Genomic DNA, 17,640 nt, shown 5'->3' with positions numbered 1-17,640 from the left:
CAGTCAGGGCTGTCAGACCGAAACCGGCTCGCCCGCCGCGGCGGCGATCTCCGCCTCGGCGACGACGCCCGTGACGCGGCGCAGCTTCTTCATCGGGCCCAGCTCGGAGTCGTAGACCTTCTTGACGCCGTCGCCGAGGGAGGCCTCGATGGTGCGGATGTCACGGACGAGGCGGGTGAGGCCCTGCGGCTCGACGGAGGCGGCCTGGTCGGAACCCCACATCGCGCGGTCGAGGGTGATGTGGCGCTCGACGAAGACGGCGCCGAGGGCGACGGCGGCCAGCGTGGTCTGCAGGCCGGTCTCGTGGCCGGAGTAGCCGATCGGGACGTTCGGGTACTCCTTCTCCAGCGTGTTGATCACGCGGAGGTTCAGCTCCTCGGCCTTCGCCGGGTAGGTCGAGGTGGCGTGGCACATGACGATGTTGTCGCTGCCGAGCACCTCGACCGCGTGGCGGATCTGCTTCGGGGTCGACATGCCCGTGGAGAGGATGACCGCGCGGCCGGTGGCGCGCAGCGCGCGCAGCAGCTCGTCGTCGGTGAGGGAGGCGGAGGCCACCTTGTGGGCGGGGACGTCGAACTTCTCCAGGAAGGCGACGGCCTCGGTGTCCCACGGGGAGGCGAACCAGTCGATCCCCTTCTCCTTGCAGTGCGCGTCGATCTGGCGGTACTCGTCCTCGCCGAACTCCACGCGGTGGCGGTAGTCGATGTAGGTCATCCGGCCCCACGGCGTGTCCCGCTCGATGTCCCACTGGTCGCGCGGGGTGCAGATCTCGGGGGTGCGCTTCTGGAACTTGACGGCGTCGCAGCCGGCCTCGGCGGCCACGTCGATCAGCTTGAAGGCGTTCTCGAGGTCACCGTTGTGGTTGATGCCGATCTCGCCGCAGATGTAGACGGGACGGCCGGGGCCGACCTCGCGGGAACCGAACGCGCGCTGACGGGAGTTGGTGCTCATGGCGGGGATGTCCTTACTTGGTGAGGGTGTCGAGAGAAGGTCCGAGGATCCAGCCGGCGATCTCCCGGATCGCGCCGTCACCACCGGGGATCGTGGTGACCGCGCGTGCGGCGCCGCGTACGACGTCGTGGGCGCTCGCGACCGCCACCGGCCAGCCCACGAGGGCGAAGCAGGGGAGGTCGTTGACGTCGTTGCCGACGTAGAGCACGCGCTCCGGCGCGATGCCCTGTTCCTCGCACCACTGCTTGAGTGCGAGGTCCTTGCGGTCGATGCCGTGCAGGACCGGGAGCTTGAGCTTCCGGGCGCGGGCGGCGACGACCGGGTTCTGTTCGGTCGAGAGGATGAGCAGCTTCAGGCCGCTCCTGCGCAGGGCGGCGATACCGAGGCCGTCCCCGCGGTGGACGGAGACGAACTCCCGTCCGTCGGAGTCGATCAGCACCCGGTCGTCGGTCTGGGTGCCGTCGAAGTCGAGGACGACCGCGTCGATGTCGTCGAAGGTGGGCAGGGCGCCGGGGCGGTCCGCGTCGAAGAGCGGCGCCAGGGCGCGGGCCCGCGCCAGCTCGTGCGGGTCGTCGATCTCCAGGACGCGCGCCGGGTCGGTGCGGACGAGTTCGGTGCGGCCGAAGAAGCGGTGCCTGTGCTCACGGAAGCCGGCCGCGTCCATCGCGTAGGCGGCGCCGGTCTCCAGGAAGTCCTGGGGGCGGTCCTGACGGCGGGGGCGGAAGGACTTGTCGTGGTTGACGCCGAAGCCGCCCTCGCTCGTCTCGTCCGAGTGGCGCCAGACGAAGCCGTGGAAGGGGGCGACGGTCACCGCGGTGTCCGCGCCCTGCTCGACGACCGCGCCGGCCACCCCGTCGACGTCCTCGCGGACCAGGAACGGGCTGGTGCACTGGACGAGCAGGACGACGTCGACCCGGCTGCCGTGCAGGGCCTCGTGGGCGTCCATCGCGTGCAGGACGGCCGCCTCGGAGGTGGCGGTGTCGCCGGCGATGGCGGCCGGGCGCAGCACGACCTCGGCGCCCGCCTCGCGGGCCGCGGCCGCGATGGCCTGGTCGTCGGTGGAGACGACCACGTCGGTGACGAGCCGGGTGGCCCGGCACTCGCGGACCGCCCGGGCGACCAGCGGGACACCGCCGACGGGGGCGAGGTTCTTCGCGGGGACGCCCTTGGATCCGCCGCGCGCGGGGATCACGGCGAGGACGCGGCGCACACTCGCTGAGGTGTCGGACATGGGCTTCTCTCCTTGAACGGTCACAGCTCCCCCATCCGCCGGATCACCGGTGCCACCCGCTGCACGCCGTGCCGGTAGGCGCCGCGCGCCGCCCGGCGCACGATCTGCCGGACCGGGCCGGGCTCCTTGTCGGAGGCGGGCGCGCCGGGCAGCGGGCTGCCGTCGGGGGCGAGGTGGTGGCGGGCGAGGATGCCGGGGAGGTAGCCGGGCGCTGTGGCGGGCGTGTAGTAGGGCGTGAGAGGCGGCAGACCGCCGGGCCGGCCGAGCAGCTTGGCGATGCGTTCGCGGGCCGGGTCGAAGGCGGTGGCGTAGCCGCCGTCCGCCGCGACGCCCTGCCGGGAGACCCACTCCTCGTCGGGGGCGGGGCGGTGTCCGGCGTCGAGCTGGTCCCAGGAGGCGAGGCAGCCGGAGCCCACGAAGTGGTGGTTGCCGAGCGCCTCGCGCACCCCGAGGTCGCTGAGGACGACGGTGGGGATACGGCGGTGGAGGGACTCCAGGGCGGCCGTGGAACTGACCGTGACCATCAGGTCGGTGCGGTCGAGGACCTCGCCCATGTTGCCGTACACCAGGCGGAAGTTGGACGGCAGGTCCAGCTTCTGCGCGAGCTTCTGGTAGGGCAGCTCCTCGATGTGGGTGGTGTGCTCGCCGGGCTTGGAGCGCAGCTTCAGCAGCACCTCCCGCTCGGGGTGCAGCCGGGCGTGCCGGACGAGCCGCTCCAGCAGGTACGTACGGTCCCTGCGGTTCTCCGGCACGGAGGGCTGGGCGGCGAAGACGACCGTGTAGGGGTCGTGCTCCCCGGTGTAGGGGGCACCGCCCAGGAAGGGCAGGGCCACCTCGGTCACCGAGGAGGCGTCGGCGCCCACTCCCTCGTAGACCGCGCGGAAGCGTTCGGCGTCCTGGCGGGAGTTGGCGAGGACCAGGTCGGCGCCGTGCCGCAGGAGCAGCCCGTCTGCGAGCTTCTCGTAGACGACGCCGACATAGCCGGTGACGACGACGGGCCGGGGGCCGCCGTCCTCCCAGATCCGCTTCAGGCCGTGCAGCACCGCCTGGACGCCGCCGCCGACGAGGGCGAGGACGAGGATGTCGTACGACGTCTGCGACATGGCGCGCAGGAACTCGACGGCCGTGACCTCGCGCAGCGAGTCGGCGCGCACGCCCACCTCGGCCAGCTGGCGGGGGGTGGGGGTGGCGCGGCCGCGCAGGAGGAACCCGTCGAGGACCGGCGCGACTTGCGCGTCCTCACGTGGTACGGCTTCCATGGACGGCGCGATCCGGGCCGCGGTCAGGGCACCCCATTTCCAGCGGGTGTCGGAATCCGCGAGGACGGCAATCCGTGGGGGGTTGGCAGTACTTGCAGGCACGAAGAAGACGCTAGAAAGCAAAACCGAGGATCCGCCCAACCCCCTCTCAACAAAAAGTTAACAGCATGCAGCCGGACATCGAACTGGCCCGTCAACGCGCCTCGAGAAGATGGGGTGCACCAATCCGACACATTGAGTTCACCCCCTGTCTCCCCACCGGAAAGTTTCGCTGCCGGGGGCGCTCCTAGGCTTTCGCGGGTGCCAAAGCTTTCCGTGATCGTGCCGTTCTACAACGTGCAGCAATTCGCCCCGGACACCCTCAGAAGTCTCCACCTCAACGCCCGCCCGGACTTCGAGTTCGTACTGGTGGACGACAAATCGAAGGACGAAACTCCGGCCATTCTCGAACGGGCGGTCGAGGAGCTTTCGAAGGTCGCCCACGTGCGGTACGTCCGCCACGAGGAGAACGGCGGCCTCGCCACCGCCCGCAACACCGGGCTCGACGCCGCCCAGGGGGAGTACCTGACGTTCCTGGACGGCGACGACTGGCTGGCCCGGGGCTACCTGGGCGAGCTGCTCGCCGCGATCGAGGAGCTGGGCTGCGACTTCGTCCGCACCGACCACGTCCAGGCCACCGGACGCGCCCGGACCGTCGTGCGCCATCCGCTCGGGCGGCGCGGAGAGGTGCTGAACCCGCGCGAGGCGATCCTGCCCACCGACCGCTCGACGTCCGTCGACTACGCGTACGCCTGGGCCGGCACCTACCACCGGCGGCTGCTCGACAAGGGGCTGCTGCACTTCACGGACGGACTGCGGACCGCCGAGGACCGGCCGTGGATCTGGAAGCTGCACCGGGAGGCCGAGTCGTTCGCCGTGCTGAACCTGCACGGCGTCTTCTACCGCCGCGGGGTCGCCTCCTCCCTCACCCAGATCGGCGACGCCCGCCAGCTGGACTTCATCCGCGCCTTCGACCAGGTCGTCGAGGAGACCGCGAAGGACCCGGAGGCGGACCGGCTGCTGCCGAAGGCGGTGCGCACCTACTGCGCGATCATCGCCCACCACCTCGCCGACATCGACAAGTTCGAGCCCGCGGTGGCCAAGCAGCTGCGGACGATGAGTTCGGCGGCCATACAGCGTATGCCGCAGGAGCTGCTCACCGACGTCCTGGACACCATGGACCTGCGCCGCTCCGCCAAACTGCGGCGGCTGCGGCGCAGGATCACCTCCGCGAAGGCGGCCGCCTGATGACCCGACACCCCCGGCGGACGACGCAGATTTTCTGCGCCTCCACGCTCTACGGCGCCGCCACCCTCGCCGCCGCCCTGGACTCCGACCTGTTCCCGGCGGCGGACCGCCGGCTGCTGCTGGTCTGCAACAACGCGACGAACCCGGAGACCACCCCGGCGGTCGACGAGATGCCCGGCTTCGAGCCGCTGCGGGACCGCTTCGACGCGGTGCTGTCGTGGAACGACGCGATCGCCCCCTTCCACCCGGGCGCCTGGTCGCCCCGCCCCGACGACGTGCCGCTCCTGGAGCGCTATCTGCGGCTGCTGTGGGGCCTGGAGGACGACCGGGTGGAGATCGTCCTGGAGTCCATCCAGGTCAACCCCGCCCAGGCGATCGCGCAGGTCTTCCCGGGCGCGCCGGTCGAGGTCTACGCCGACGGCCTGATGAGCTACGGCCCGACGCGCAACAAGATCGACCCGCTGATCGGCACCCGGGTGCGCCGGCTGCTCCACCTGGACCTGGTGCCGGGGCTGGTGCCGCTGCTGCTCACCGAGTTCGGGGTGACGGCGCGGACCGTGCCCGCCAGCGCGTTCCTGAAGGTGCTCGGGCAGGTCGGCGAGGAGGTGGCGGAGCTGCCGCCGCTGCCCGACGGCGCGGCGCTGCTGCTCGGCCAGTACCTGTCGGCGCTGGACATCCTCTCCGCGAAGGAGGAGGAGGACCTGCATGTGCGGATGATGCGCGGGGCGGTCGCCAAGGGCCACCGCTCGGTCGTGTTCAAGCCGCACCCGACCGCGCCGGCCCGCTACAGCCGGGTCCTGGAGGCGGAGGCGGAGAAGCTGGGCGTCGAGCTGACCGTGCTGGACACGCCGATCCTCGCCGAGGTGCTGTTCGAGAAGGCCCGGCCCGCGCTGGTCGTCGGCTGCTTCTCCACCGCCCTGTTCACGGCGTCCGCGTTCTACGAGCTGCCGGTCGCCCGGATCGGCACCGAGCCGCTGCTGGAGCGGCTGACCCCGTTCCAGAACAGCAACCGGGTGCCGGTCGTGCTGGCGGACGCGCTGCTGCCCGACCTGGAGGAGAAGGACGAGCCCGTCCCGGCGGACACGCTCACCGGGCTGGTCTCGGCGGTCGGCTTCGTGATGCAGCCGCAGATCTGCTCGGAGCTGCGCCCGGCGGCGGAGAACTACCTGCGCACCCGGCTCGGCCCGCGCACCCAGCGCTACTTCAAGCGCAAGCGGCTGACCTCGCTGGGCCTGCCCGGCGGCATCCCGGAACGGCTCGCGTTCCTCCCGCACAACTCCACGGCCCGCCGGATGGTCCGGCGCGCGAAGGCGCTGCGCAAGGCGGTCCGGCGCTGAACCACCGGGAGACCAAACCGAGGTGAACACACGGCGACATCACCACCGGGCGGGTCGGGAGCGCTCTACCGTCGCGCATCCCGATCCGCCCGACCCGACGCCACCGTGAGGACGCCATGTCGCAACTCGCCCGGCTCTACCCGCTGCTCGACGACGTCCGGCTCCCCGAGGAGGTGCCGTACGCGCAGATGAGCCAGTGGGAGCTGGCCTTCCTGTATCTGCTGGGCCGGCACCATCTCACCGGGCGGGACGGGCTGGTGGAGCTGGGGTCCGGCGGGGGCGGGTCGACGTACGCGCTGGCGCTGGGGCTGCGCGAGAGCCCGGTGTTCGACGAGCGCGGGGGGCGGCTGCACGCGTACGACTTCTTCCGGGTCGGCAAGGGCACCTTCGCCTCGCAGAAGTTCTTCACCGCCGGCGCCCGGCCCGCGGGCGAGGACTCCTTCCTGGACGACTTCCGGGAGCGGCTGGAGCCGTTCCTGCCGTTCCTGGAGATCCACGCCGGGGACATCTGGCAGACCTCCGACCCCGAGGACCGCTCCCCCGTCGAGTTCCTGCACATCGACATCGCCAAGACGCAGCGGGTGTTCCGGTGCGTGGCCGAGCGGTTCCTGCCCCGGCTGCGGCCCGGCTCGGTCGTCCTGCACCAGGACTTCGCCAGCCCCCGGCTGCCCTGGCTGCACCACAGCACGGGCGCGCTGCTGCCGTACATCGAGATCTCCGGCCCGCCGATCCGCTCCACGCTGGCCTTCGAGGTCGTCCGGCCGCTGCCCGGGGAGCTGCTGACCCGGATCGCCGAGGACGCGTACTCCGTCGAGGAGAAACTGGAGCTGATATCCGCCGTCCAGGAGCGGGTCGACCGCGACCACACGGGAAAGGTCCCGTTCCGGCCGGTGCTGGAACTCGCCAAGGCGTACGTCGCCCATTACGCCGGCCGGCCGCGCGAGGCATGGTCCATTGCCGAGCCGCTGACCTCGGATTCTTACCTGTCGGAAACACGCGCCGACCATTTCGCGCAGTTGCGTTCCGCGCGGGACAAGGCACCGGCGGACGAGTCCGGAACATCATCGGTGATCAAGTGGAAGCGGCTGTTGCGCAGAGCTGTGCGCCGCTGAACCCTCAAATAAACCCGAAAAGATGAAGAGCAACGGGGAAGCCCGCTTCCGGACGCGAGGAGTTGGGGTGCGGTTAACCAAGGCTCCATAGCTTCCCCGAATGCTGCAAATAGCGTTCTCCACAGCGCCGTCCGCGGGCGGGCCGAGATGACTCAGCAGGACATACGCCCGCCCGCCACCGCCTCCGTCACCCTGACCGCGGTGGAACCGGCCACGGAACAGCGGCCCCTGATCTCCTACGTGCTGCCCGTCTACAACGAGCAGGACGGCATCGCCGCCTTCCATGCCGAGTTGACCGCCGCCCTCGCCGGCCGGCCGGACCTCGACTTCGAGCTGGTCTACGTCAACGACGGCTCCGCCGACGGCTCGCTCGCCCTCCTCAAGGGCCTCGCCGAGCGCGACGACCGGGTCAGGGTGGTCGACTTCGCCCGCAACTTCGGCCACCAGATCGCCATCACGGCCGGCCTGGACATCGCCCGGGGCGACGCGGTGATCGTCATGGACACCGACCTCCAGGACCCGCCCCGGGTCAGCCTCGAACTGGTCGACGCCTGGCGCGAGGGCGCGGAGATCGTGCACGCACGCCGCCGCTCCCGGCAGGACACCAAGTTCAAGCGGACCACCGCGCACATGTTCTACCGGCTGCTGCGCTCCTGGACCGATGTGGACATCCCGGTGGACACCGGCGACTTCCGCCTCCTGGACCGGCGGGTCGCCGACGAGCTGTGCAAGTACCGCGAGCGCAGCAGGTTCGTGCGCGGCATCGTCGCCTCGATGGGCTACCGGCAGAAAGAGATCTCCTTCGACCGCGACGAGCGGTTCGCCGGCGAGACCAAGTACCCGCTGAGCAAGATGGCCCGCCTCGCCATCGACGGCGTGACCAGCTTCTCCACCACCCCGCTGAAGATGATCACGCGGCTGGGTTTCGTCGTCCTGACCCTCTCGCTGCTCGGCATCCTCTACGCGCTGGCGATGAAGTTCTTCCGGCCCGAGATCACCGTCTCCGGCTGGACCATGCTGATGGTCGTCGTGCTGTTCCTGGGCGGCACCCAGATGCTCTCCCTGGGCGTGCTCGGCAGCTACATCGGACGCATCTACAGCGAGGCGCAGGGCCGTCCGCTGTACCTGGTGCGCGAAGTGATCGGCGCCGAGAAGGACGGCGACGGTGACCGCTGAGACCACCGCGCCGGTGACCGCCCCGCCCGACGACCGGGCCCGGACGGTACGCCAGCTCGTCCGTTACACCCTGATCGGCGGCAGCGGCGTCGTCCTCGACCTCGTCGCGTTCCTGCTGCTGCACAACCTCGCCGGGATGGACGAGCAGATCGCCAACGCCATCAGCACCACGCTCGGCATCACCAACAACTTCGTCCTCAACGCCCGGTTCACCTTCGAACGCCGCGACCGGCTCGTCCTGCGCTTCCTTCGCTTCTACGCCGTCGGGCTGACCGGCATCGCACTCACGAACCTGCTGTTCCTGCTCTTCACCGACTCGCTGGGGATCGACGCCAACATCGTCAAGGCGGCCTCCCTGCCCCTGGTCCTGGCACTCCAGTTCGTGCTCAACAGAAAGTGGAGTTTCGCGTGAACCTCGGCATCATCGGCGCCGGCGCCACCGGCCTCACCGCCGCCTGGGACGCCGTACGGGCCGGCCATCAGGTCACCATCCTGGAGGCGGCGTCCGAACTCGGTGGTCTGGCGGCCTCGCTGGAGGTCGGCGGGGTCCCGCTGGAGCGCTACTACCACCACATCTTCCGCAGCGACAAGGCCATGATCGCCCTCATCGAGGAGCTGGGCCTCGGGGACGCGCTGCGCTTCCACAAGCCGACCACCGGCATCTACCGGGGCGGGAAGCTCATCGACTTCACCACCCCCTTCGACATGCTGCGCTTCCCGGAGTTCTCGCCGGTGGACGCCGTGCGGTTCGCGGGCTCGTCGGCGGTGCTGAAGGCCGTACGCAACGGCGGTGAGCGCTTCAACGACCTCACCGCGCTGGCCTGGCTGCGCAAGTGGGCCGGGAAGAAGGCCACCGGGGCGATCTGGGAGCCGCTGCTGAAGGGCAAGTTCGGCGATCGCGCCGAGCAGGTGTCGATGGCCTGGCTGTGGGCCCGGATCCACTGCCGGACCTTCGAACTCGGCTATGTGGACGGCGGGTTCGAGAGGGTCTACGCGGCGCTGCGGGACGGCATCGAGGAGCGCGGCGGCAAGGTGGAGTTCGGCAAGGCCGTCCAGACCATCCGGCAGGAGGCCGACACCCCGGTCGTGACCTGCGCGGACGGTTCGTCGTACCGTTTCGACCACCTGATCGTCACCACCCCGCAGCCGGCCTTCGCCCAGGCGGCCGGGCTGCCCTCGGACAACGCGGTGTGGAAGAACCAGTACCTGGGCGCGACCTGCTTCGTGCTGGAGCTGGACCGCAGCGCGATCCCGTACTACTGGCTCAACATCAACGAGCCGGACTTCCCGTTCCTGGCGGTCGTCGAGCACACGAAGATGATCGACCCGGCGGTGTACGGCGGGCGGCACATCCTCTACGTCGGCAACTACGTGGAGCGCGAGGACTGGCGGTTCACCACCGAGCCCGGTGAGCTGCTGCACGCGTTCCTGCCGTACCTGAAGCGGATCAACCCCGCCTTCGAGATGTCCTGGATCAAGGAGTGGCACTTCTCGAAGGCCGGTTTCGCCCAGCCGGTCGTGACGCCGCGGTACCGGGAGCTGATCCCGGCCCACGAGACCCCGATGAGCCGGGTCACGCTGGCCACGATGGCCCAGATCTACCCGCAGGACCGGGGGCAGAGCTACTCGGTGGAGATGGCGCGGAAGGTGACGGGGGCGCTGGGGCTGCGCTGACGCGGTACGAGAAGGGGCCCCGGTCGGATCGATCCGACCGGGGCCCCTCCCTTGTCCGTCACTTGCGCGTGCACACCACCGTCGGCGCGCCCTTCGTCAGGGGCGGGCAGTCGTAGGTCGCCTCCACCCGCGCGCGCAGGCCCGGGTCCACGTAGGCGAGCCGGAACCAGGCGCGGTCGAGGATCGCGTACGGCGCCGGGTCGTGGTCGACGCACTCCGCGTTCTCCTTGAAGGACGTCAGCTGGGCGACGTCCGGGAGGAAGCGGGAGCGCTGGAGGAAGGTGGCGATCGGGTAGCGGCACTGAGCCGGGTGGCCGACGTAGTACGTCGTGTCGCCGAAGGCCAGGTACAGCACCTTCGCGCCCGCCGGGATCCGGGCCCGCAGCCGGTCGGCGTCGGCCTCCTTGCGTTCCGTGTTGCGCAGGAAGGACGCGCTGGTGGAGGAGACCTTGCCGTGCTGCACCAGGTGCGGCGAGTCGGGCCAGATCGGTCCGGCCAGGCAGACCACACCGGCGAGGGCGACGAGCGCCGCCGACCGGGCCGGGGCCGGGCGCCGCAGCCGTACGTCGACCACCGCCGCCAGCAGGGCGACCAGCCCGAGCGCCCACACCGTCGCCGGGCGCTGGAGGCCCTTGGGCGCGTGGGTGTACAGCACGGGCAGGGCGCCGTACAGCAGGGAGACGGCGCCGAAGCACGACGGGGGTGAGCCCTTCGCGCCGCCCACCGCGAGGCCCCACATCGCGGCGGCCACGACGGTCAACTGGACGGCGTGGTACAGGAACCAGTTGCCCTGCACGATCACCACGGACAGCGAGCCGAAGCCGATGAGGGTGGCGATCGTGAGGAGTTCGAGGCGGCGGGCGCGGCCCTGCACGCGGGTCAGGATGAGCACCAGCGCGCCGGGGAGCAGCAGGAGCACCGGCGTGAGGACGGCCCGGTCGGCCAGGAAGTCCACGGAGCGTTCGAGGATGTGGCCGGGGCGGATCCCGGTGCGGCTGAGCGCCGACTGGTTGATCTGGGGCATGTCCTCGGTCCACTGCCACTCGTGGGAGCCGATGAGCACGCTCAGCCCGAAGAGGGCCAGCGCCCCGGGCAGGGCGACCAGGGCGACGCGTACCGCCCGGCCCCGGTCCACGGCCCAGACCAGCAGGATCCCGAAGGCGGCGGTGGAGGCGGTGGAGTACTTCATCATCACCGCGAGGCCCAGCGGGAGCGCGGCGAGCAGGGCGGCGGGCCAGGGGCGGCGGACGCCGAGGGCGGCGGCGACGCCCAGGACCGTCAGGACGACGGCAGTCCACTCGGGCTGGAGGAAGTCGGTGCGCGGGGCCAGGACGAGGACGAGTCCGGTGGCGCCGGCCGTGACGGCGGCCTCGCGGGCGTCGACCCGGCGCAGGAGTGCCGTGTACAGGGCGAAGGCCGCGGCGGCCACGACGACCGCGCCCTCGATCTCGATGATCGTCTCCCGTACGACCACCCCGCCGGCCGTCGGCATGTCCAGCAGCGCGACGAACCACCGGTAGAAGAAGGGGCGGTGGGTGAAGACCTCGGACGGGGAGTAGCCGGCGTCGCCGCCCAGCCGCAGGGCGCCGAGGACGTACTGGAGGTCGCCGGTGAGGCGCCGGGTGAGGACGGTGTACACGACGGCCGCCGCGGCCGTGACGGCGGCCGCCGGCCACCACAGGGGTGACCGGCGGGCGCGCGCGGCGGCGGGCGCGTCGACCGGGACGGTCGTCGTCGCCATGGGATCAGCCGCCCAGGATGGCGCGCAGGTCGGCGGCGTTCGCCTCGGTGGTCTTCCACAGCTCCTGCTGCCGGCCGTGCACGTCCGCGACCGTGCGGTCGTGGTCGGCGAGCAGGTCGCGGGAGCGCTCCACGAGGACGTCGGCGAGGTTGCGGTCGTGCACCGAGACACCCCATTCGGGGCGGTCGATGTCGCGCAGGAAGTACGCCATCTTCGGGTGCGAGATGAGGCTGATGATGGGCGTGCCGCAGCCGAACGGGATCATGCCCGCGTGGCCGCGCATGCCGATGACCAGCTTGGTGCGCGCGTACAGGTCGCGGATCTCGTCGTTGTCGAAGTCGTACATCGGGATGACGGGCATCGACACGCCGTGCTCGCGGCGCAGGTCGAAGGCGAGCTTCTCGTCGTCGAGGGAGTGCGCGGCGCACTTCACCTGGGCGAGCTCGCCGAGTTCCTTGACGGCCTTGGCCATCTGGGCGAGGAAGTAGCCGTAGTCGTGGCCGAAGCGCAGGCCGGCGCGGTCGTAGGCGGCGTTGAGGAGGATGGTGTCCTCGCGGGTCGCCGGGTCCTGCCAGCCGTCGACCAGCTGGCGGGTGACCGTGGTGGGGCAGGGCTGGAAGCGGACCTTGTCGTGCAGGTGGGCCGGGAGCATCGCCCGGACCTTCTCGATGGAGCCGTGGTTGCGCAGGCCGAAGAAGGACGAGCGCTCGACGAGCAGCCTGAGCGAGGCGCGGAAGCGCTCGGCGCGGTAGGACTGGCCGTCGAAGGCGTTGAAGCCGACGGCGTAGACCGCGATCGGCACGTCGATCCGGCTGAGCAGCTCGTCCGGGACGTTCCACTGCCAGGCGCTGTTGCCGTTGGGCATGGTGTCCGGGATGAACAGTCCGCCGCCGCCGATGACCATGCCCTTGCGGGCGTTGACGCGCTCCAGGGCGGCCTCGTCGAAGAGCCGGTGGGCGTGCACGGAGTGCCAGCGCCGGGAGGTGGTGTCGGGGCCGAAGGCGAGCCGGACGCTCTCCGGGAGCAGCTTGTCGCCGGCGTTGCCCTGGCGGTCCATGTAGAACGCGACGTGCGCCAGCTGGTCCTCGGGGCGGCCGGCGGGCTGGGCGGGGACGCCGATGGTGCGCTGGTGCCAGATGCGGCTGGCGCGGTGGGTCGGGTCGACGGTGAGGCCGTTCGTGGCGTACGTGCGGGCCTGGTCGTCGTCGCCGTGCACCCAGGAGATCTGGGCGAGGCGGGCGTAGGCGGTGGCGGCCCGGTTGGGGGCGGCGGTGGCCAGCAGGAGCTGGGCCCGGGCCTCGTCGTAGCGGGAGACGCTCATCAGGGCGTGCCCGTAGACCTCGTGCGGCCAGGCCTCGTCGATGGGCAGGTGCACGCGCTCCAGGATGTCGACGGCGGCCTGGTAGTCGCCGGCGCCGATGTGGGCGAGGGCGACCTTGCGGGCGGTGTCGATGTCACCGGTGCGCTCGACGTGCGGGGTGCCGTAGTGCACCAGCAGGTCGTGGTGGAGGGTGTCGCCGGCCTCCAGGTAGGCGGCGTGCAGTTCGGCGTCGGTCAGCTCGAACTCGGCCCAGCGTTCCTGCGCCTGTCCGTAGCCGGCCTCGCCGCCCTGCCAGGGCTTGTGGCGGCCGGTGAAGTGCAGGACGGCCGTGTCCTCGGGGACCGGGAGGTCGCCGGAGAGGCGGCGCTTGACGAAGTTGTACTTGGGGTCGAGGTCGACGAAGTCGCCGTCCAGGAGGGCGTTGAGGATGCCCTGGTCGTGCTTGTCCAGCTCGTAGGTGCCGCTGCGGCCGATCGCGTCGATCTTCTCGCAGAACGCGTCGGTCAGGTACTCCTTCTGGATGACGAGCAGACCGCTGTTGAGCATGCGGGTCTTGTCGCCGTAGAAGAACTGCGGGACGGCGGCGAGGCCGTGGCGCAGCGCGAGCAGGTCGTCGATCGGGCCGAGGACCACCATGTCGGTGTCCAGGGTGATCACGGTGTCGTAGTCGCGGATCCGGAAGACGTCGAGGATGAAGTACGCCTTGCGGACCAGGTAGTTGTCCTGGTCGCCCTTGACGTAGGAGTCGTAGTGGCCGGCGTCCACGCGGCGGAACTGCACGCGCGGGTGAAGGGCGCGGATGGCGGCGACGGAGGCGGGGCGCAGGTCGTCGTGGAGGACGAGGAAGTCCTCGCAGACGTCCGGGTTGGACAGCGCGAGGGAGCGCAGCAGGACGAGGAAGCCGGGGAGGTAGTTCTCGTCGACGAAGCTCGCGAAGGCGATGCGGCGCTTGCCGGTCAGGGCGCTGGCGTCGGTGGCGGGCGCCGCGGGGGTGGATATCGCGGGTGTGGTGGTCGTCATCGCAGGGAAATCCTCATGCCGGAGACGCTCTGGGCCCGTTCCATGACCCACGCCTTCTCGCTGCCGTATTCGTGCACGTTGGTGATGGCCAGCTTCATCGCCTCGGGGAGGCGGTAGGCGCCGCTCTCGTAGAAGTCGAAGCCGATCAGGTCGAGGGTGGGGCTGACGTCGAGGTGGTCGAGCAGCCACAGCATGTTGAAGCCGGAGGTGGGGATGGCCGAGAACTGCTCGGTGGTCCACCCGCCGATGTTGCGCACGGGCCAGCGCAGCGACTCGTCGTTGATGTACGTCTGGGCGCCCGGGACGAGCTTGTTGCGGACCGAGTACTTCCAGTCGGGCGAGTTGCCGCCGAAGACGAGCCGGATGCCGACCGGCTGGTCCCAGTTGTAGGCGTGCTTGTGGATGGTGACGTGGATGTCGGTCTTCTTGCCCGTGTGCACCGGGTCGATGCGGTACGAGTTGAAGCGGACGACCAGGTCGTAGCCGTCGATCCGGGAGCCCATGCCGCTCTCGCCGACCTTGCCGGAGTTGGCGATCAGGCAGATCGACTTTCCGGCGACCCGGTTGCGGAACTCGCCGAGGCTGAGCCACTGCACGCCCCCGAACAGGGGGTCGGGGACCGGGCCGCGCATCCGGTTGCGGCGGGAGTCGGCGTAGAGGGCGAGGGCCTGGGTCAGCTCGGCGGTGGGCCGGGGCTGCTGGGCCGTGGTCAGGTCCAGGTACTGGGCGAAGGCCTCCTGGAGCTCCTGCTCCGGCGTGCCCTGGCGGTCCATCGCGCGCAGGGCGCCGACCAGACGGGCCTGGGCGCCGCTCTGGTCGCCGGCGGCGTGCGCGGCGAGGCCGTCGGCCCAGACGTCGGTGGCGGGGCCCTCGGCGAAGCGGGCGGCCTCCGGGGCCGTGCGCTCCAGGAGGGTGAGCAGCTCGGTGCGGGCCTTGGTGGCGGCGTGGATGCCGTCGACGCGGGCGCGGACGCCGAAGCCGTCGTCCTTGGTCAGCTCGAGGTAGCGCTCGTAGGCCTCGGCGGCGGCCTCCGGCAGGCCCAGCGCCTCCAGGACGCGGCCGCGCAGCCGCCAGCCGGCGCGGGAGTTGCGGCGCTGGTGGAGGATCGTGTCGGTGATGAGCACGGTCAGGTTCAGCTCGTCGTCGTAGCCGCAGACGACGGCCTTGTTGCCGACGGCGAGCAGGGCGTCCAGGACGCCGTTGCTGATGCCGCCGCCGGTCGTCGCCGCCTTGGTGCGCCGCAGGATGCTGGTGGCGGTGACCGGCGCGGCCGGCTCCTGGGTCGCCCACAGGGCGAGGAGCTGGCGCAGTGCCTCGGCGAGCGCGAGGCGGCGGGGGTCGAGGCTGCCGACCAGCTTGCCGCTGTGCACCGAGCACGCACGCAGGCATTCGTCCAGCGTGACCGGGGACGGCGCTGACGAGGGCCTTTCCGGCCTGGTGTCTGACCCTCTGCTGCGGACCCTCGTCATGGTTCTCCTGGCATCTGAACTGACGTATGAAAATGACACAGAACTACTGCATGTCAATGGGAGGTTGGGAGAACGTAAGAAAGGAAAACGACGTCCAGGTGAACCCCTCGGAACACGGGGGCGAATGCTGACACTGTCGAACAGAAGTTTTCCGGGTGACGTCATAGAGTCCGCATAGACGGCACCCATGCGAATTCCGAGGTACACCGGCGTGACACAGACGGTCGTGAACACGACACAGGGGAGCCCCATCGCCGCCGCCCCCGTGAAGGCGGCACCGTCCGGCGGCCGACTGCGCGCCCTGGACGGCCTGCGGCTGCTGGCCGCGCTGATGGTGGCCTGCTACCACTACGGCGGCCGCGGCGGTGACATCACCCACGCCTGGGGGACCTCGGCGGCCCGGGTGTTCCCGACCCTGCACACGCCGTTCGCGTACGGCTGCCTCGGCGTCCAGGTCTTCTTCGTGATCAGCGGATTCGTCATCTGCATGAGCGGCTGGGGCCGCTCGCTGCGCTCATTCTTCGCCTCCCGCACGGCCCGTCTGATGCCCGCGTACTGGGTGGCGGTCCTGCTGGTGAGCGCCGTCTTCGCGCTGCCGTTCGTCGTCTACGAGACCGTCTCACCGAGCGACGCCCTGGTGAACCTGACCCTGCTTCAGCAGCCGCTGGGCGTGGACCGGGTGCTCGGCGTGGACTGGACGCTGTGGGCGGAGGTCCGCTTCTACGCCCTGTTCGCGCTGTGCGTGGTGCTGCCGGGCGCGAACCGGCGCCGGGTGATCCTGTTCTGCGCGGGCTGGATCCTGGCGGCGGCGATCGCGCAGGGCGCGCACCAGCCGCTGCTCGACATCGTGCTGATGCCGGAGTACGCGCCGTTCTTCGTCGGCGGGGTCGGCCTGTACCTGGTCCACCGCGACCGCCGCGACCCCTACGCCTGGGGGATCGTGGTCGTGAGCTTCCTGATCGGCCAGCACTACGCGGTGCGCAGCCTGTGGAACGCGGCCGACCCGAACGCCTTCGCGCACCGCACGTCCTTCGGCATCATCGCGGTCGTCGCCTTCGGGTTCGCCGCCGTGGCCGCGATCGCGCTGGGCCGGCTGGACCGGGTGAACTGGCGCTGGCTGACCGTGGCCGGGGCGCTGACCTACCCGTTCTACCTGGTGCACGAGCACCTGGGCTGGGTCGTCGTCGAGACGCTGCACCGGAAGCTGGGGGTGCCGTCGGCGGCGACGTTCCTGCTGACCATCGCCTCGATGCTGGTCCTGGCGTGGGTGATGAACAAGGTGGTCGAGGAGCGGCTGACGCCGAGGCTGCGGAAGGCGCTGGCGGCCCCGCGCTGGTGAATTCCCGGTGAATTGCCGGGCCTTTTTCAGGAAACTCCGTAGCGCACCCCGATTCCCGCGACGACGATCTCCAACCCCTCCTCGAAATGCTCGTCGTAGTCGGCGAAGATCTCCGCGCCCGCCCGTGCCGACAGCGGGAACTCGGCGAGCAGTCGGGCGCGTTCCGCCACGTCGTAGCCCTCGCGCCGCTCGTCCGGCAGCGGCTGCACGCCCTGCTCCTCGATGACGAAGCCGACGGTGTACGCGAACGTGGCCGACGTGGCCCGCACGGCCTGGCCGAGGGTGAAGCCGGCCGCCGTGAACAGCCGCAGCGTCTCCTCCATCTGGTGGGCGTGGTCGGTGCCGGTGAAGCGTGAGCCGCTGAACACCTTCGCGCCGTCGCGATAGGCGAGCAGCGCCTCGCGCAGCCCCCGGTTGGCCTTGCGCAGCCGCTCCTGCCAGGTGTCGCCGGGATCGAGCCGCGCGCCGGCGACCATCCGCCGGTACATCTCCGTCGCCATCTCGTCGAGCAGCGCCTGCTTGTCCTTGAAGTGCCAGTACAGGGCAGGCGCCTTGACGTCGAGTTCCCTGGCGATGGCGCGCAGGGTCAGTCCGTCCAGGCCGGTCTCGTTCAGCAGCGCCAGGGCGGTGTCCGCGACGCGCTTGCGGTCGAGGGGGGCTCGTCGTTCGGTGGTCACGCTTGACAGTTTAACGCCGTTAAGGGCACGCTCGTGGGCGACGGCA

At 70.7% G+C, this 17,640-nt stretch carries 14 protein-coding genes; 7 read left to right on the top strand and 7 right to left on the bottom strand.

Annotated elements, in window-relative coordinates; translation table 11 throughout:
• Positions 1-12: 12 nt before the first annotated feature.
• The 3 genes from ACZ6D7_RS28825 to ACZ6D7_RS28815 are packed head-to-tail and all read right to left on the bottom strand — an operon-like array spanning position 13 to position 3,543.
• Entirely contained in the window at positions 13-951 is a 939-nt protein-coding gene (locus ACZ6D7_RS28825; RefSeq protein WP_469496759.1) for an N-acetylneuraminate synthase family protein, read from the bottom strand.
• Between the two features lie 13 nt (positions 952-964).
• On the bottom strand, positions 965-2,182 hold the full coding sequence (locus ACZ6D7_RS28820; RefSeq protein ID WP_469496757.1) for a cytidylyltransferase domain-containing protein: 1,218 nt from the start codon (positions 2,180-2,182) through the stop codon (positions 965-967).
• 20 nt (positions 2,183-2,202) lie between these two features.
• Positions 2,203-3,543, bottom strand: coding sequence for a DUF6716 putative glycosyltransferase (locus tag ACZ6D7_RS28815; RefSeq protein ID WP_469496755.1), 1,341 nt, complete (start codon positions 3,541-3,543; stop codon positions 2,203-2,205).
• 198 nt (positions 3,544-3,741) lie between these two features.
• Here ACZ6D7_RS28815 and ACZ6D7_RS28810 point away from each other — a divergent pair, with 198 nt between their 5' ends.
• The 6 genes from ACZ6D7_RS28810 (at position 3,742) to ACZ6D7_RS28785 (ending at position 10,027) form a co-directional block, all read left to right on the top strand.
• Entirely contained in the window at positions 3,742-4,728 is a 987-nt protein-coding gene (locus tag ACZ6D7_RS28810; protein WP_469496752.1) for a glycosyltransferase family 2 protein, read from the top strand.
• Entirely contained in the window at positions 4,728-6,065 is a 1,338-nt protein-coding gene (locus tag ACZ6D7_RS28805) for a polysialyltransferase family glycosyltransferase (RefSeq protein ID WP_469496749.1), read from the top strand. The genes ACZ6D7_RS28810 and ACZ6D7_RS28805 overlap by 1 nt, the downstream gene beginning before the upstream one ends.
• 116 nt (positions 6,066-6,181) lie before the next feature.
• Complete coding sequence (locus ACZ6D7_RS28800) at positions 6,182-7,177, top strand: class I SAM-dependent methyltransferase (RefSeq protein WP_469496746.1); 996 nt, start codon at positions 6,182-6,184, stop codon at positions 7,175-7,177.
• Between the two features lie 147 nt (positions 7,178-7,324).
• Positions 7,325-8,353, top strand: a complete 1,029-nt coding sequence (locus tag ACZ6D7_RS28795) for a glycosyltransferase family 2 protein (protein ID WP_469496744.1) — start codon at positions 7,325-7,327, stop codon at positions 8,351-8,353.
• On the top strand, positions 8,343-8,765 hold the full coding sequence (locus ACZ6D7_RS28790; protein WP_469496741.1) for a GtrA family protein: 423 nt from the start codon (positions 8,343-8,345) through the stop codon (positions 8,763-8,765). Before ACZ6D7_RS28795 ends, ACZ6D7_RS28790 begins: the two co-directional genes overlap by 11 nt.
• Positions 8,762-10,027: an NAD(P)/FAD-dependent oxidoreductase gene (locus ACZ6D7_RS28785; RefSeq protein WP_469496738.1), complete on the top strand. Its 1,266-nt coding sequence runs from the start codon at positions 8,762-8,764 to the stop codon at positions 10,025-10,027. The genes ACZ6D7_RS28790 and ACZ6D7_RS28785 overlap by 4 nt, the downstream gene beginning before the upstream one ends.
• A 58-nt stretch (positions 10,028-10,085) precedes the next feature.
• On the opposite strand, the gene ACZ6D7_RS28780 is transcribed toward ACZ6D7_RS28785, so the two are convergent.
• Genes ACZ6D7_RS28780 through ACZ6D7_RS28770 form a run of 3 tightly spaced genes read right to left on the bottom strand, consistent with a single transcriptional unit; the run spans position 10,086 to position 15,479 of the window.
• Complete coding sequence (locus ACZ6D7_RS28780; protein ID WP_469496735.1) at positions 10,086-11,768, bottom strand: hypothetical protein; 1,683 nt, start codon at positions 11,766-11,768, stop codon at positions 10,086-10,088.
• Between the two features lie 4 nt (positions 11,769-11,772).
• Entirely contained in the window at positions 11,773-14,109 is a 2,337-nt protein-coding gene (locus ACZ6D7_RS28775) for a glycosyltransferase (protein ID WP_469496733.1), read from the bottom strand.
• Entirely contained in the window at positions 14,106-15,479 is a 1,374-nt protein-coding gene (locus ACZ6D7_RS28770; RefSeq protein ID WP_469496729.1) for a glycosyltransferase family 29 protein, read from the bottom strand. Before ACZ6D7_RS28770 ends, ACZ6D7_RS28775 begins: the two co-directional genes overlap by 4 nt.
• A gap of 310 nt (positions 15,480-15,789) precedes the next feature.
• Here ACZ6D7_RS28770 and ACZ6D7_RS28765 point away from each other — a divergent pair, with 310 nt between their 5' ends.
• Positions 15,790-16,917, top strand: coding sequence for an acyltransferase family protein (locus ACZ6D7_RS28765; protein ID WP_469496727.1), 1,128 nt, complete (start codon positions 15,790-15,792; stop codon positions 16,915-16,917).
• Between the two features lie 26 nt (positions 16,918-16,943).
• On the opposite strand, the gene ACZ6D7_RS28760 is transcribed toward ACZ6D7_RS28765, so the two are convergent.
• Positions 16,944-17,594, bottom strand: coding sequence for a TetR/AcrR family transcriptional regulator C-terminal domain-containing protein (locus ACZ6D7_RS28760; RefSeq protein WP_469496724.1), 651 nt, complete (start codon positions 17,592-17,594; stop codon positions 16,944-16,946).
• Positions 17,595-17,640 lie beyond the last annotated feature (46 nt).

It is taken from the genome of Streptomyces sp. NPDC041784 (assembly GCF_055591025.1).
Note: the sequence above shows the minus strand (reverse complement) of the source record. Positions and strands in the feature narration are given on the sequence as shown.

What these genes read in the sequence shown, in the direction of transcription:
- ACZ6D7_RS28800 (WP_469496746.1), top strand. Translation starts at nt 6,182, where the DNA reads ATGTCGCAACTCGCCCGGCTCTACCCGCTGCTCGACGACGTCCGGCTC.
- ACZ6D7_RS28805 (WP_469496749.1), top strand. Translation starts at nt 4,728, where the DNA reads ATGACCCGACACCCCCGGCGGACGACGCAGATTTTCTGCGCCTCCACG.
- ACZ6D7_RS28780 (WP_469496735.1), bottom strand. Translation starts at nt 11,768, where the DNA reads ATGGCGACGACGACCGTCCCGGTCGACGCGCCCGCCGCCGCGCGCGCC.
- ACZ6D7_RS28795 (WP_469496744.1), top strand. Translation starts at nt 7,325, where the DNA reads ATGACTCAGCAGGACATACGCCCGCCCGCCACCGCCTCCGTCACCCTG.
- ACZ6D7_RS28825 (WP_469496759.1), bottom strand. Translation starts at nt 951, where the DNA reads ATGAGCACCAACTCCCGTCAGCGCGCGTTCGGTTCCCGCGAGGTCGGC.
- ACZ6D7_RS28775 (WP_469496733.1), bottom strand. Translation starts at nt 14,109, where the DNA reads ATGACGACCACCACACCCGCGATATCCACCCCCGCGGCGCCCGCCACC.
- ACZ6D7_RS28820 (WP_469496757.1), bottom strand. Translation starts at nt 2,182, where the DNA reads ATGTCCGACACCTCAGCGAGTGTGCGCCGCGTCCTCGCCGTGATCCCC.